This is a genomic window from Azoarcus indigens (assembly GCF_004361735.1).
Classification (GTDB): Bacteria; Pseudomonadota; Gammaproteobacteria; order Burkholderiales; family Rhodocyclaceae; genus Azoarcus; species Azoarcus indigens.
This window is the reverse complement of record NZ_SNVV01000003.1, coordinates 156,244-171,223: the sequence shown is the minus strand read 5'-3', so window position 1 is coordinate 171,223 and position 14,980 is coordinate 156,244. Positions and strand designations below refer to the sequence as shown.

Annotated in this window: 6 protein-coding genes and 2 tRNA genes; 4 read left to right on the top strand and 4 right to left on the bottom strand. The window is 64.9% G+C overall.

Annotation, left to right across the window (positions count from 1 at the left end; genetic code table 11):
* Positions 1-61: 61 nt before the first annotated feature.
* Both C7389_RS05155 and C7389_RS05150 read left to right on the top strand, forming a co-directional pair.
* Entirely contained in the window at positions 62-2,485 is a 2,424-nt protein-coding gene (locus C7389_RS05155) for a Lon protease family protein (protein WP_133589027.1), read from the top strand.
* A gap of 134 nt (positions 2,486-2,619) precedes the next feature.
* Positions 2,620-7,227 (top strand): PAS domain S-box protein, encoded by a 4,608-nt coding sequence (locus tag C7389_RS05150; protein WP_133589025.1) that lies wholly within the window; start codon positions 2,620-2,622, stop codon positions 7,225-7,227.
* A 203-nt stretch (positions 7,228-7,430) separates the two neighbouring features.
* Here C7389_RS05150 and C7389_RS05145 read toward each other — a convergent pair.
* From C7389_RS05145 to C7389_RS05135, 3 genes are all read right to left on the bottom strand, one after another.
* Positions 7,431-7,506: transfer RNA gene (locus tag C7389_RS05145), tRNA-Asn, on the bottom strand.
* A 79-nt stretch (positions 7,507-7,585) separates the two neighbouring features.
* Positions 7,586-7,661, bottom strand: a tRNA-Asn gene (locus tag C7389_RS05140).
* Positions 7,662-7,739: 78 nt separating this feature from the next.
* Positions 7,740-8,948 carry an amino acid aminotransferase gene (locus tag C7389_RS05135; protein WP_133589023.1) on the bottom strand — a complete coding sequence of 403 codons (1,209 nt, stop codon included), beginning with the start codon at positions 8,946-8,948 and terminating at the stop codon, positions 7,740-7,742.
* 141 nt (positions 8,949-9,089) lie between these two features.
* Between C7389_RS05135 and uvrB the strand changes: the two genes are divergently transcribed.
* Both uvrB and C7389_RS05125 read left to right on the top strand, forming a co-directional pair.
* Positions 9,090-11,147 carry an excinuclease ABC subunit UvrB gene (gene uvrB, locus C7389_RS05130; RefSeq protein WP_133589021.1) on the top strand — a complete coding sequence of 686 codons (2,058 nt, stop codon included), beginning with the start codon at positions 9,090-9,092 and terminating at the stop codon, positions 11,145-11,147.
* Positions 11,148-11,158: 11 nt separating this feature from the next.
* Positions 11,159-11,629, top strand: coding sequence for a low molecular weight protein-tyrosine-phosphatase (locus tag C7389_RS05125; protein WP_133589019.1), 471 nt, complete (start codon positions 11,159-11,161; stop codon positions 11,627-11,629).
* Positions 11,630-11,717: 88 nt separating this feature from the next.
* Here the strand turns inward: C7389_RS05125 and C7389_RS05120 are convergent, their stop codons facing one another.
* A complete protein-coding gene (locus C7389_RS05120; protein WP_133589017.1) occupies positions 11,718-14,732 on the bottom strand; it encodes an Rne/Rng family ribonuclease in 3,015 nt (1,004 codons plus the stop codon).
* Between the last annotated feature and the right edge of the window lie 248 nt (positions 14,733-14,980).

The window sequence follows — 14,980 nt, the reverse complement described above, 5'->3', positions numbered from 1 at the left end:
GTCGGGGAGGCGCGCGTGGCGTGCCTCCCCGATTTTCCTTTCGGCACAGGAGAACAACAACATGGCCGAGCCCATGCCGCTGGCACCGCAGCAACTGCGGAGCTACAGCGATCCGGATGTCTTTCCTTTTGACAGCACCGACGACTTTCCCCTCCTGCACGAGGGGCTGACCCAGGAGCGCGCCGAAGAGGCGCTGCGTTTCGGGCTGGCGATGCAGCAACCCGGTTACAACGTCTATGTACTCGGCGAGTCCGGCAGCGGCCGCCATGCGGAAACCTTCCGCCTGCTGCAGCGCCTGGCCGCGACCCGGCCGACGCCGCCGGACCTCTGCTACATCCACAACTTTGCCGACCCGCTGCACCCACGCCTGCTCAGCCTGCCGGCCGGGCGGGGCGCCCAGCTGCGCAGTGCGATGCAGGACCTGATCCGCGAACTGGAGCCGGCCATCGATTCGGCGCTGGGAAGCGAGACCCACACCGAGCGGGTGGAGGCGCTGCAGCAGGCACAGAAGGATCGCGAGGAGGAGGCCCTGCGCGCGGTCGGCGCCGGCAGTCTCGCCGAGGGCTTGTCCCTGCTGCGCACGCCCGAGGGCTTCGTGTTCGCCCCTACGGTGGACGGCGAGATCCTGGAGAACGAAGCCTACGAGGCCTTGCCGGAGGCGGAGCGCAAGGCCACCGAGGCCAAGGTGGAGGTGTGGACCGAGCGCCTCGCCGACCTGCTGGATGAATTCCCCGACTGGCGCCGTGAACTGCGCGATGCGTTGACCCGGGCGGTGCGCGATGCCCTGCGGCCGGCGGTAACCCATCTGATGAAGGATATCCGCAGCACCTTCGCCGATCTGCCGCAGGTCCTGGCCTTTCTCGACGGCGTTGCCGCAGACCTGCTCGATGGCGGCAGCGAGTACGCCGAAGATGACGAGGAAAGCGGCGAGGACAGCAACGAGAGCAGCAGCCTGGCTTGGCGCTTCCACAAGTACCAGGTGAAGGTGCTGGTGGATCACTCCGGCAGTAGCGGCGCGCCGGTGGTATACGAGGACAACCCGGGCTACGGCAATCTCGTCGGCCGGCTGGAGCACCTGGTGCGAAACGGCGCCCAGGTGAGCACCTTCAACCATCTGCGGGCAGGTGCGTTGCACCGCGCCTGCGGTGGCTATCTGGTGCTGGACGTCGGCCGCCTGCTGGGTCAGCCCTACGCCTGGGAGGCCCTGAAGCGCGCGCTGCGCTCCGGCGAGATTCGCATCGAGCCTCCGGCCGAGGCCCAGGGCTGGAGTGGCGCGGTGACGCTCGCACCGGAGCCGGTGCCGTGCGAACTGAAGGTGATCCTGGTCGGCGACCGCGAACTCTTCTACCTGCTGATGGAGGAGGAGCCGGACTTCGCCGAGCTGTTCAAGGTTGCCGCCGACTTCGACGACGACCTGCCGCGCACGCCGGAGAACGAGCGCCGCTACGCCCAGCTGCTGGCAGCGCTGGCCCGCCGCAACGACCTGCGCGCCTTCGACCGCCATGCGCTGGCGCGGCTGATGGAGGAGGGAGCCCGCTTCGCCGAGGACGCCCGCAAGCTCAGCCTGCAGACGCGCAAGCTGGTGGACCTCATGCGCGAGGCGGATTACCAGGCGGGCATCGCCGAGGTCGCCCGCGTCGGCCGGGAGCAGATCGACGCCGCGCTGGCCGCCCGCGCCCGCCGCGCGGACCGCTACCCGCGTGTCGTCCGCGCTTCCATGCTCGACGGCACTACGCTGATATCGACCAGCGGCGCCCGCGCTGGCCAGGTGAATGGCCTGGTGGTGGTGGACCTGGCCGGCGCCGCCCATGGCCACCCGGCACGCATCACCGCCACCGTGCGCATGGGCGACGGCGACGTGGTGGACATCGAGCGCGAGACCGAGCTGGGGGGCGCCATCCACTCCAAGGGCGTGCTCATCCTGTCCGCCTTCCTCGCCTCCCGCTATGCGCGCCACCAGCCGCTGTCGCTCACCGCCAGCCTGGCCTTCGAGCAATCCTATGGCCAGGTGGAGGGCGACTCCGCTTCGCTGGGCGAGCTGTGCGCGCTGCTGTCGGCGCTGACGCAGATTCCCATCGAGCAGCGCTACGCCGTCACCGGCTCGGTGAACCAGTTCGGCGAAGTGCAGGTGATAGGCGGGGTGAACGAAAAGATCGAAGGCTTCTTCGACCTGTGCCGCGAGCGTGGTCTGGATGGCGGCCACGGTGTGGTGATCCCCGCCGCCAGCGTGCGTCATCTGATGCTGCGCGAGGATGTGGTGGAAGCGGCCCGTCGCGGCCTGTTCCACGTCTATGCGGTGAACTCGGTGGACGAGGCGATGGCGGTGCTGACCGGCGTGCCGGCGGGCGAGCCGGATGCCAAGGGCGTGATGCCCAAGGGCAGCCTCAACCACAAGGTTGCAAGTGTGCTGGCGGAGATGTCTGCCGCGCGCCACGCCTACGACGATGGTGACGCCAACCGCCCGCGCCGCCGCGGCATGCATTGACCCTGCGGCTGACGGCGGCCGCGCGGAATTTGGCCGCCGCCCCAGGGTACCCGCGTGTTGCGCAGGGTGGACTTCTCCCCCTAGCATTCCCGCTTGTCCGCACGACGTGCGAAAAGTCACGGTACAGGAAGTCCATGGATGAAATGACGCCGGACCAAGTGGAGCAGGATCAGGGCGAGGAACTGAGCGACGGCGTGCCGGCGCGGGGTTATCGCCTTTTGCCGGTGGTAGGCCTGGGGGGCTCGGCGGGCGGCATCGAAGCGCTGAGGGCTTTCTTCAAAGCCATGCCGGATGCACCGGGGCCCGCTTTCGTGGTCGTGCTGCATCTGTCGCCGGACCACGAAAGCCGCCTGGCCGAACTGCTGCAGCGGGACACCTCGATGCCGGTGGTGCAGGTGCGCGAGGCGATGAAGATCCGCGCCAACATGGTCTATGTAATCCCGCCGGGCAAGGCCTTGCGCTCCATGGACGGCATGCTGCAGCTCACCGAGTTGCCGCAGGAGCGGCACAAACATGTGGCGGTCGATCTCTTCTTCCGCACCCTGGCCGATTCCCACGGCCCCCACGCCACCGCCATCGTGCTCTCGGGCGCGGATGGCGACGGTGCCATTGGCCTCAAGCGCGTCAAGGAGCGCGGTGGCCTCACCATCGCCCAGGATCCGGAGGAGGCGCAGGTTTCCAGCATGCCGCGCACCGCCATCTCCACCGGCATGGTGGACTGGGTGCTGCCGGTGGAGCAGATGCCGGCGCGGGTGCTGCAGTACCTGAAGCTGGAGCAGCACCTCCGCCTGCCACCGGAGAACCCGACGGTGCCGCGAGAGCTGCGGGTGCCGGACACGGTGGACGAAGCTGCCTTGCGCGACGTCCTCACCTTCCTGCGCAGCCGCACCGGCCGGGATTTTTCCGATTACAAACGCGCCACCATCGTGCGCCGCATCGGCCGGCGCATGCAGGTGAACAACATCGAGAGCCTGCCCGGCTATCTCGACTGCCTGCGTACCCGCCCCGGCGAATCCGGCGCCCTGCTGCAGGATCTGCTGATCAGCGTGACCAATTTCTTCCGCGACAGTGACTGTTTCGAAACGCTTGAGACGCATCTGCCACGGCTGTTCTTCGGCAAGACCGCGTCGGACACGGTGCGCGTCTGGGTGGCGGGCTGCGCGACCGGCGAGGAAGCCTACTCGCTCGCCATCCTGCTGGCGGAGTTCGCCCGTACGCTGGAGGCGCCGCCTGTCATCCAGGTATTCGGCACCGACCTGGACGACGATGCCATCCGGGTGGCGCGGGAAGGTATCTACCCGACCACCATAGAGGCGGATGTCTCCGAGGAGCGGCTGCGGCGTTACTTCGTCAAGGAGCACCGCGGCTATCGCGTACGCAGGGAATTGAGAGAAACGGTGCTGTTCGCGGTGCACGACGTGTTGCGGGATTCGCCGTTCTCGCGGCTGGACCTGGTGTCCTGCCGCAACCTGCTGATCTACCTGAACCGGGAGGCGCAGGCGCGGGTGCTGGATACCTTCAATTTCGCGCTCCTGCCCGGCGGCACGCTGTTCCTTGGCTCTTCCGAATCGGTCGAGGACGGCAATGTCCATTTCGCAGTCATCGACAAGAAGTTCCGCCTCTACACCCAGCGCCAGGTGCCTCATGGCGGCCTGCAGATCCCCACTGGCTCCAACACCCTGTCGCTGGCCCTGGATGCGCAGATCGCTGCCCGCTCCGGGCCTGTAATCCCCTACGCGGCCGCACTCCGTGCCGGCGTGGAGCGCACCCGCGCCGCCTTCCAGGTGGAGGGCCGCACCCTGTCATGGGCGGAAGTCCATCTCAAGCTGCTGGAGCACATCTCGCCGCCGTCGCTGCTGGTGGATGCAGAGCACGAGATCGTGCACATGTCGCCTACCGCCGGCCGCTACCTGAAGTTCAGCGGCGGCGAACTCACCCGCAATCTGCTGCGGCTCATCCATCCCGCGTTGCGCATCGAGTTGCGGGGAGCGCTCTATCAGGCCGCCAACACAGGTTTGCCGGCCAGGGTGCGACCGGCAACGCTGCAATTCGATGGCGACAGCGTGAATCTCGCCATTGAGGTCAGGCCGATGACCGACGTGGCTCCCGGCTTCCTGGTGGTGGTGATGCATACGCTGCCCGCCGCCGCAGAACTGGTCGAGATTTCACCCGCTACACCGCAACGATCCAGGCCGGAGACGGACACGGTCGCGGATCAACTGGACCGTGAAGTCGAGCGCTTGAAGACCCATCTGCGCGACACAGTGGAGCAGTACGAGGCATCCACCGAAGAATTAAAGGCCAGCAACGAAGAACTGCAGGCGATGAACGAGGAGTTGCGTTCCGCCACCGAGGAACTGGAGACCAATCGCGAGGAGCTGCAATCCATCAACGAGGAGCTCACCACCGTCAACCACGAGTTGAAGAGCAAGGTGGAAGAGCTGGGGAACGCCAACAGCGACATCCAGAACCTGATGGACGCTACCGCGATCGCCACCGTATTCCTGGACCGCGAACTGCGCATCACCCGCTACACGCCCTCGGCCGTCGGCCTGTTCAACCTCATCGCCACCGACGTCGGCCGCCCCCTCGGGCATCTGCGCACTCAACTCCACTATCCCGAACTGGCGGAGGACGCCCGCAAGGTACTGGAGCGCCTCACGCCGATAGAGCGGGAGGTGGACGAGGCCGGCGGCAACTGGTACCTGGTGCGGGTGCTGCCCTATCGCACGCTGGACGACCGCATCGCCGGCGTGGTGCTCACCTTCGTCGACATCTCGGACCGCAAGCAGGGGCGGGAAGCGTTGCGCCGCTCGGAAGAACGCTTCAGCGCCATCGTCAACCAGGCCACCGTTGGCGTGGTGCAGGTGGATCTGCAGCGCCGAATCACCTTCTCCAATCGCTGTTACAGCGACCTCCTCGGTTATGCCCAGGACGAACTGGTGGGCGTGCCGCTGCTAGACCTGGTGCATCCGCAGGACAGGGAGCGGAGCGCCGGGCTGATGGAAAAACTCGCCAGCAACGGGGAATCCTTTCAGGTGGAGACACGCTGCCTACGCAAGGACGGCAGCATCATCTGGCTGCACAACAGCATGAACTCCCTGGCCGATGCCGACGGCCGGCCGGTGTCCTACCTGGTGGTCTGCAGCGATGTCAGCGAACGCAAGCATGCGGAAGACGCCCTGCGGGACAGCACCGAGAAGCTGCGTCTGATCGTGGAAAACGCGGTCGAGTACGCCATCTTCTCCACCGACCTCGAACGCCGCATCACCACCTGGAGCACAGGCGCGGAACGGCTGCTGGGCTACAGCGAGGCAGAGGCGGTCGGCCAGCTGGTGGACATGATCTTCACCGAGGAGGACCGCGCCGCCGGCGCCCCGGCAGCGGAAGCGGCGCAGGCACTGCACTCCGACGGGGCCTCCGACGACCGCCTGCACGAATGCAAGGACGGACGCCGCTTCTGGGCCAGCGGCGCGCTGATGCCGATGCAGGACAACTCCGGGCAGGCAGTCGGCTTCGTCAAGATCCTGCGCGACCAGAGCGAGCAACGCGCGGCTCAGCAGGCGCTGGAGGAAAGCCGCGCCGAGTTGCTGGCGGCGCTGAAGGAGAACGAGAACGCCACCGCCGCCTTGCAGGCCGCGGACGAGGCCAAGGACCGCTTCCTGGCCGTGCTCTCCCATGAACTGCGCAACCCGCTGGCATCCATCAGCAGCGCGTCCGAAGTGCTTAGCCGCAACGATGTGGATGCGGAGAAACGGGATAACGCCGTCCTGATCGTGCGTCGCCAGACGCAGGCCATGAAGGTCCTGCTGGACGATCTGCTGGACGTCTCCCGCCTGCGCCTCGGGCGATTGGCGTTACAGAAGAAGAGGGTGAGCTTCTCCCATGTCGTCGAGTCCGCGCTGGAGACGGCGCGGCATGTCATCGATGCCGCTGGACATGAGCTGGAGGTCAGGTTGCCGCGGGAGAGCACCAACCTGTACGCCGATCCGGTCCGTCTCAGTCAGGTCCTCGCGAACCTGCTCACCAATGCGGCGAAATACACCCCGGAGCACGGCCGTATCTCGCTTTCGGCGGAGCGCAGCGGTGATTGCCTGCATATCGCAGTGGAAGACAACGGTATTGGCATGGAGCCGGACGCGGTGGAGAAGATGTTCGAAATGTTCTCCCAGAGCCCGGAGGCGGGCAGTCGTAGCCCTCATGGCTTGGGTATCGGCCTGGCGCTGGTGCGCAGCATCGTCCAGTTGCACGACGGCTGCGTGCGCGGCGAGAGTCAGGGCAAAGGGCTGGGCAGCCGCTTCGTGGTCCAGTTGCCGCTGACCGCGAGGGCGACCGAGGAGGAGGTATCGGTCGATCCCGACCTCGCCGCTGGCGCCAGACGTCGCGTCCTGCTGGTCGACGACAATGCGGATGCAATCTGGGCCGTCGCCCGTTTGCTTGACAGGCATGACGTCGCCACCGCCTCCAGCGGTCGCGAGGCACTCCTCATGGCCAGCGAGTTGCAGCCGGAGGTGATCGTGCTTGATCTGGGCCTCCCGGACGTCAGCGGCCTCGACGTCGCCAGGGCGATCCGTGCGGAGAAATGGGGTAGGCAGGCGCTGCTGGTGGCTTCCACCGGCTGGGGCCGCGAGAAGGACCGCAAGCAGGTGCAGGAGGCAGGCTTCGATGCGCACCTGGTCAAGCCGCTGGATATTGAAGAACTGAAGCTGCTGATCGCAGGCGCGCCTAAAGGCAGGAAGTAGAGCGCTCGGGCGCCGGAGGTGGTGCTCCTGCAGCGCGGCCCCGGCAGTACCTGGCCACGAGTGAAAAGGAGGCCTTCTGCCCAGGAGGCTGCCGGGCTGGAGCCCCTCCGAAAAGAAAAAGCCGGCATCTTGAGTCGTTTCCCAGAGGGATCTCCCAAGATGCCGGCTTGGCAGCGTCAGCATGATGCAAACGCCTTGATGCTTGGCTCCTCGACCTGGGCTCGAACCAGGGACCTACGGATTAACAGTCCGGCGCTCTACCGACTGAGCTATCGAGGAACTACTCAAACTTTTCTGCACGGCCACTGCCCGCAGACTTACCTCTTTGTCTCAGCCTTGCTGGCTGAAACTGAATTCCTGGCTCCTCGACCTGGGCTCGAACCAGGGACCTACGGATTAACAGTCCGGCGCTCTACCGACTGAGCTATCGAGGAACAGAGCCGCGCATTCTAGGCATGACGCGGCTTTCCGTCAAGTTCTCCGTGCAGAATTTCTGCCGGAGAACCTGTCTTTCAACCCTTTACGACTGCAGCAATGGCCTTGGCAACGTAACCCAGGTTCTTGTTGTTCAGCGCGGCCAGGCAGATGCGGCCGGTGGAAACCGCATAGATGCCGAATTCGTTCTTCAGCCGTTCCACCTGCGCGGCAGACAAGCCAGTGTAGGAGAACATGCCGCGCTGCTTGATCACGAAGGAGAAGTCCTGCGCCACGCCTTCGGCCTTCAGCGCCTCAACCAGGCCGGTGCGCATGGCGCGGATGCGGTCGCGCATGCCGGCCAGCTCGTCTTCCCACTGCTGGCGCAGTTCGGGGGAATTCAACACTGCGGCAACCACCGCGCCACCGTGGGTCGGCGGGTTGGAGTAGTTGGTGCGGATCACCCGCTTGATCTGCGACAGCACGCGGCCGCTCTCTTCCTTGCTGGAGGTGACGACCGACAGCGCACCCACGCGCTCGCCGTACAGGGAGAAGCTCTTGGAGAAGGAAGAGGAGATGAAGAACTGCAGGCCGCTGGCGGAGAAGGCACGCACGGCAACCGCATCCGCTTCGATGCCATCGGCGAAACCCTGGTAAGCCATGTCCAGGAAGGGGATCAGGCCACGGCTGCGGCAGGCGGCAACCACGTCATCCCACTGCGTATCGCTCAGGTCGGCGCCGGTGGGGTTATGGCAGCAGGCGTGCAGGACGACGATGGCGCCGGCGGGCAGGCTCTCCAGCTTGGCCTTCATTGCGGCGAAATCGACGCCACGGGTGGAGGCCTCGTAGTACGGGTAGGTTTCGACCGGGAAACCAGCCGATTCGAATAGCGCACGATGGTTTTCCCAGCTCGGATCGGAGATGTACACCGTAGAACCCGGCAGCAGACGCTTCAGGTAGTCGGCGCCGACCTTCAGGGCACCCGTGCCGCCGAGGGCCTCGATGGTGACGACCTGACCATTGGCCAGCAGCGCGGAATCCTTGCCGAACAGCAAGTTCTGTACGCCGGTGTTGTAGGCGACAGCGCCTTCGATCGGCTGGTAGCCGCGGGCGGGCATGGCCTCGAGGCGCGCCTTCTCGGCGGCACGCACGGCTGCAAGCAGGGGGATCTTGCCGTTGTCGTCGTAATAGACGCCGACCCCGAGGTTCACCTTTTCCGCGCGGGTGTCGGCGGCGAAGGCCTCGTTGAGGCCAAGAATCGGGTCACGGGGCGCCATTTCGACGGCGGCGAAGATCGATGCGGACATGTCGACTCCAGTTGCTCTTGCGGTTCGTCGCGGGACAGGGACGAGCACGATCGTGCCTTGTGCCGCGATTTGGGAAATAATCAACGTTTTGGCCGTCTTTCCGAGTTGGAAAATCCGGCTGAAGGAAACGGGAATTCTAGCATGACGACTCCGGCAGGCAGCGCCCGCGTGGTGACCTTCGAGGGCAGCCCTTTCCGTTTGCACGAGCCCTTTCCGCCTGCGGGCGATCAGCCCGAAGCCATTCGCCTGCTGAGCGAAGGCGTGGCTGACGGTCTGATGTTCCAGACCCTGCTTGGCGTGACCGGCTCGGGCAAGACCTACACCATGGCCAACGTGATCGCGCGCATGGGACGTCCGGCGTTGGTGCTGGCACCGAACAAGACGCTGGCAGCCCAGCTGTACGCGGAGTTCCGCGAGTTTCTGCCGGAGAACGCGGTCGAGTACTTCGTCAGCTACTACGATTACTACCAGCCGGAGGCCTATGTGCCGTCGCGGGATCTCTTCATCGAGAAGGATTCCTCGATCAACGAGCACATCGAGCAGATGCGCTTGTCGGCGACCAAGAGCCTGATGGAGAGGCGCGATGTCATCATCGTCGCCACTGTGTCCTGCATCTACGGTATCGGCGACCCGGTGGACTACCACTCGATGGTGCTGCACTTGCGCGAAGGCGAGCGCATCGCCCACCGCGACCTGATTGCCCGCCTTGTGGCTATGCAATACACCCGGGCGGACATCGACTTCCGCCGCGGCACTTTCCGGGTGCGCGGCGACGTGATCGACGTCTTTCCAGCGGAGAACGCAGAGCTGGCGGTGCGCATTGACATGTTCGACGATGAGATCGAGCATCTGACCCTCTTTGATCCGCTGACCGGCCACCTGCGACAAAAACTTGCCCGCTTCACCGTCTATCCATCCAGCCACTATGTGACGCCACGCACCACCGTGCTGAAGGCGATAGAGGCGATCAAGGAAGAATTGGCCGAACGGGTAGGGCGCTTCCAGCGGGAGGGCAAGCTGGTCGAGGCCCAGCGCATCGAACAGCGCACCCGCTTCGACCTGGAAATGCTCAACGAGATGGGTTTCTGCAAGGGGATCGAGAATTACTCCCGACACCTCTCAGGACGCGGCGCCGGTGAGCCGCCGCCGACCCTGATCGATTACCTGCCGCGGGACGCACTGCTATTCGTGGATGAGTCGCATGTGACCATCCCCCAGGTGGGCGGCATGTACAAGGGGGACCGTTCGCGCAAGGAGAACCTTGTCGAGTACGGTTTCAGGTTGCCGTCCGCGCTGGACAATCGCCCGCTGCGCTTCGAGGAGTTCGAGCGTCTGATGCCGCAGACGGTGTTCGTCTCCGCCACGCCTGCCGCCTACGAGGAAGCTAATCAGGGGCAGGTGGTGGAGCAGGTGGTGCGGCCGACCGGCCTGATCGACCCGGTGGTGGAGTTGCGGCCCGCGACCACCCAGGTGGATGACCTGTTGTCTCAGGTGCGCCGGCGCATAGAGGTGAATGAGCGGGTGCTGGTTACGGTGCTGACCAAGCGCATGGCAGAGGATCTGACCGACTATCTTGCGGAGAACGGCATCCGGGTGCGTTACCTGCACTCGGATATAGACACGGTGGAGCGGGTGGAGATCATCCGCGATCTGCGCCTTGGCCAGTTCGACGTACTGGTGGGCATCAACCTGCTGAGGGAAGGTCTCGATATTCCCGAGGTGTCGCTGGTTGCGATCCTGGATGCGGACAAGGAAGGCTTCCTGCGTTCGGTGCGCTCGCTGATCCAGACGATAGGGCGTGCCGCTCGGCACATCAACGGGACTGCGATACTCTATGCAGACCGTATAACCGACTCCATGCGCGCGGCCATGCAGGAAACCGAGCGCCGGCGGAACAAGCAGATCGAGTTCAACGAAGCGCACGGCATCGTGCCCAAGACGGTCAGCAAACGCATCAAGGACATCATCGACGGTGTATACGCTGTCGACGACGAGAAGCAGGCGCTGGTGGCGGAGGAGGCCCGGGCCGACTACGCGGCGATGGACGAGAAGGCGCTGGCTAAGGCCATCAAGAAGCTGGAAAAGGAAATGCAGGAGCATGCGCGCAATCTCGAGTTCGAGAAGGCCGCAGCAGCGCGCGACGAATTGTTCCGGCTGCGCAGCCGGGCCTTCGGCGCCGACCAGCATGGAACCAATTGAGGAGGAAGGGCTTGAAGCGGATTCTGTTTGTCTGCACCGGGAACATCTGCCGGTCTCCCACGGCCGAGGGTGTGGCAAGGCATTTCATCGAGACGACCGGCCTGAGCGGATTGGTCGAAGTTGATTCCGCGGGTACGCATGGCTACCACGCCGGCGAGGCGCCGGACCCACGCTCCCAGAAGGTGGCGGCCTCCCGTGGCTACGATCTCTCTGGTCTGCGCGCACGCAAGCTGGAGCCCGCCGATTTCCAGCGCTTCGATCTGCTGCTGGCCATGGACCGCGGTCACCTTCAGTCCATGCAGCGTGTCGCTCCCGCTGTGTACCGCCCCAAATTGGCGCTTTTCATGTCCTTTGCCCGTAACCCCGAGTTCGATGAAGTGCCGGATCCCTACTATGGAGGGCCGACCGGCTTCGACCTCGTGCTGAACATGTGCGAGAACGCTGTGCAGGGATTGTTCGACCGCTTGCGGGAGAGTGCCTGAGGTAGTTCATGGGCTGACGTGCTTTCCGCAGATTGTCCAACAAAAAAGCCATCCCAAGGGATGGCTTTTTTGTTTTGCCATCAGGCGCTTACTTGCGCGTTTCGACCTGCTGCAGCGGTTCGTTGGTCAGAGCGGCGCTGGAGCGGCGGGGTTTGCGGCCGAGCTGAGCGGGAGCTTCGGGTTCGCCATTCGTAAACGCCGACTTACTCCGGTCGGTCTCGATCATGACCAGGCCGCTGCTACCCAGATCGATAGGAGCCGAAGACTCGCGACCCGTTTCGACCTGGGACGCTGCCGTCCGTTCCACCGCGGTGATTTCAGGTTGTTGAGCCTCCTCGAGGATCGGTTCGGCAACAGCCGCGGGCGCCTCGGCAGCAGGCTCGAGCGCAACAGGGGACAGGGCTACCTCGGGGGCTTGAGCAGCCTCTGCGGTCGCTTCCATTTCGGACTGGGCTTGAGCGACAGCCACAGGCAGCTCCGCCTCGGGCGCGAGATCCTGCTCCGTCGTGACGTCAAGCACCTCGGCTTCTGCAGCGGGCTGAATCGTCTGGCTTTCCGCGACCGCTGCAGGTTGAGGTTCGGCGGGTTGAAGCTCGCCGGCCGGCGCATCGATGGCCACGGGCTCTTCAACCACGGCCTCTTGGGTTTCCGCTGCCCTCTCGGCGGCTGACGTGACCTCAAGCGCAGAGTGAGCGGGCGCTCCCGTTCCGATGTTTGTGCTCTCCGGTGCGCTTGCAAGGACTGCCTCGACGGAAGAAGCTGCCTCCGTCACAACGGTCGATGCCTCCGCTCCGTCCTGGCTCTCCACCGAAGAGATCTCTTCACCGTTCACTTCCGGTGCTCCTTCGGCATTGCGCCGATCCCGGCGGCCACGACTGCGGCGGCGGCGCTTTTCCGGTGCCGCATCGGCCTCGTCGGTGGCGGGAGCTGAGTCGGGCAGCGCTTCGGCCGCGCTGGCGGCTACTGCTGCGCTCTCGGCCGCCATGGCTTCTACCGTCTTCTCCGCCACCTTCTCAGCCTGGAGGTTTTCCTCGTTGCGGCCGCCACGCTGGCCACGGCCGCGGTTGCGGCCGCCTTCGCCTCGTTCCGGACGCTCGCCGCGTTCGGTGCGTTCGGTGCGTTCGCCTCGTTCGGTGCGTTCGCCTCGTTCGGGCCGCTCCTGAGTCGCGGTGGTCTGTTGCCTTGCCGCGCGCTCGGCATTCTCGCCGCGATCACCACGGTTGCTGCGGCCGTTGCGTTCCTCGCCGTCGCGTTCATTACGGGTCTGACCATCGCGGCGGTTGCGACTGCCGCCATTGCGGCGACCGTCGCCATTGCGTTCGCTGCGACCACGGCCCTCGCGCTTGGGCTGTGCTTCCACGGCCGGCGGCACGGGTGCGGCCTTGGGGCCACCCATCAGCCAGCCCAGCAGGCGGGAAATGATGCCGCCAGCAGCCGGAGCCGGTACGGCGGCCGGCACTTCGGCGACCGGGCGGGGTTCGCTGACCGGCGCGGGCTGCTCCGGCGAGATACCCTTGACTGCGGCTTCCTGCCGGGCGGGTTTGTCGCCATTCTTGCTCTGGACCCCGACTTCCTTCTCGGCCGGCTTCTGCACCATCTGATAACTGGCGAGGGCGATCTCTTCCTGGTTCAGCTGGTCGTGGCGCAGGCGGATGATCTCGTGCTGCGGCGTTTCGAGGTGACGGTTGGGCACGATGATGAGCTGCACGCGGTGGCGCATCTCGATGTGGGCGATGTCCACCCGCTTCTCGTTGAGCAGGAAAGTGGCGACGTCGACCGGCACCTGCAGGTGCACCGCGCCGGTATTTTCCTTCATTGCTTCCTCTTCGAGGATGCGGATGATGTGCAGCGCGGAGGATTCGGTGCTACGAATGTGGCCAGTGCCATTGCACCGCGGGCAGGGGATATAGCTGGTCTCCGCCAGCGCAGGACGCAGGCGCTGCCGGGAGAGTTCCAGCAGACCAAAGCGGCTGATCTTGCCGGTCTGGACGCGAGCGCGATCGTGGCGCAGGGCGTCGCGCAGGCGATTCTCCACTTCCCGTTGGTTCTTCTGCGACTCCATGTCGATGAAGTCGATGACGATGAGGCCGCCAAGGTCGCGCAGGCGTAGTTGGCGGGCGATTTCGTCGGCTGCTTCCAGGTTCGTGCGGAAGGCGGTTTCTTCGATATCCGCGCCCTTGGTTGCGCGACCGGAGTTCACGTCCACCGAGACCAGTGCCTCGGTGTGGTCGATCACCACCGCACCGCCGGAAGGCAGGTTCACCTGGCGGGAGTAGGCGGACTCGATCTGGTGCTCGATTTGGAAACGGGAAAACAGTGGAACGTCATCGTGGTAACGCTTGACCCGGTTCACATTGCCCGGCATCACGTGGGCCATGAACTGCTGGGCCTGCTCGAAGATGTCGTCGGTGTCGATGAGGATCTCGCCGATGTCCGGCTGGAAGTAGTCGCGGATCGCCCGGATGACCAGGCTGCCTTCCTGGTAGATGAGGAAGGCGCCGCTCTGGTTCTGCGCCGCGCCTTCGATGGCAGTCCACAGCTGGAGCAGGTAGTTGAGGTCCCACTGCAGTTCCTCTGCGCTGCGGCCGATGGCTGCGGTGCGAGCGATGAGGCTCATGCCCTGCGGAACCTGCAACTGATCCATGACGTCGCGCAGCTCGGCCCGCTCGTCGCCCTCCACCCGGCGGGAAACGCCGCCACCGCGTGGATTATTGGGCATCAGGACGAGGTAGCGTCCGGCCAAGGAGATATAGGTGGTCAGCGCGGCGCCCTTGTTGCCGCGCTCATCCTTCTCGACTTGGACGATGAGTTCCTGGCCTTCCTTGAGGGCTTCGCGGATGCTGGCCTTGCTGGCTTCAACCCCGGGCTGGAAATAGCTACGCGCGATTTCCTTGAATGGCAGGAAACCGTGGCGTTCTGCGCCGTAATCGACGAAAGCGGCTTCGAGGCTGGGCTCGATGCGGGTGATGACCGCCTTGTAGATGTTGCTCTTGCGTTGTTCTTTGGCGGCCGATTCGATATCGAGGTCGATCAGTTTCTGACCATCCACGATTGCGACGCGGAGTTCCTCGGCCTGCGTCGCATTGAAAAGCATGCGCTTCATTTGGATCGTTCTCCCGCGTACGACACACGGGCAGGACGAACGGCGCGCACCATCGTGCTTTCCGGGTTCAGGAGCGGTTGGTTAGGGCTGCTTTCATCCGGTTGTTATGAATAGGCGAAGATGGGTCGGCTGGTCGATATTCTCTTGTTCCCGCCCGGGTTTCCGTGGACCCGCGAGCCGAAACATTTGATCCTGCGTGTGTTACGCGACTAAATCCACCTGGATAGATGGATGGGTGTATGTCGAAG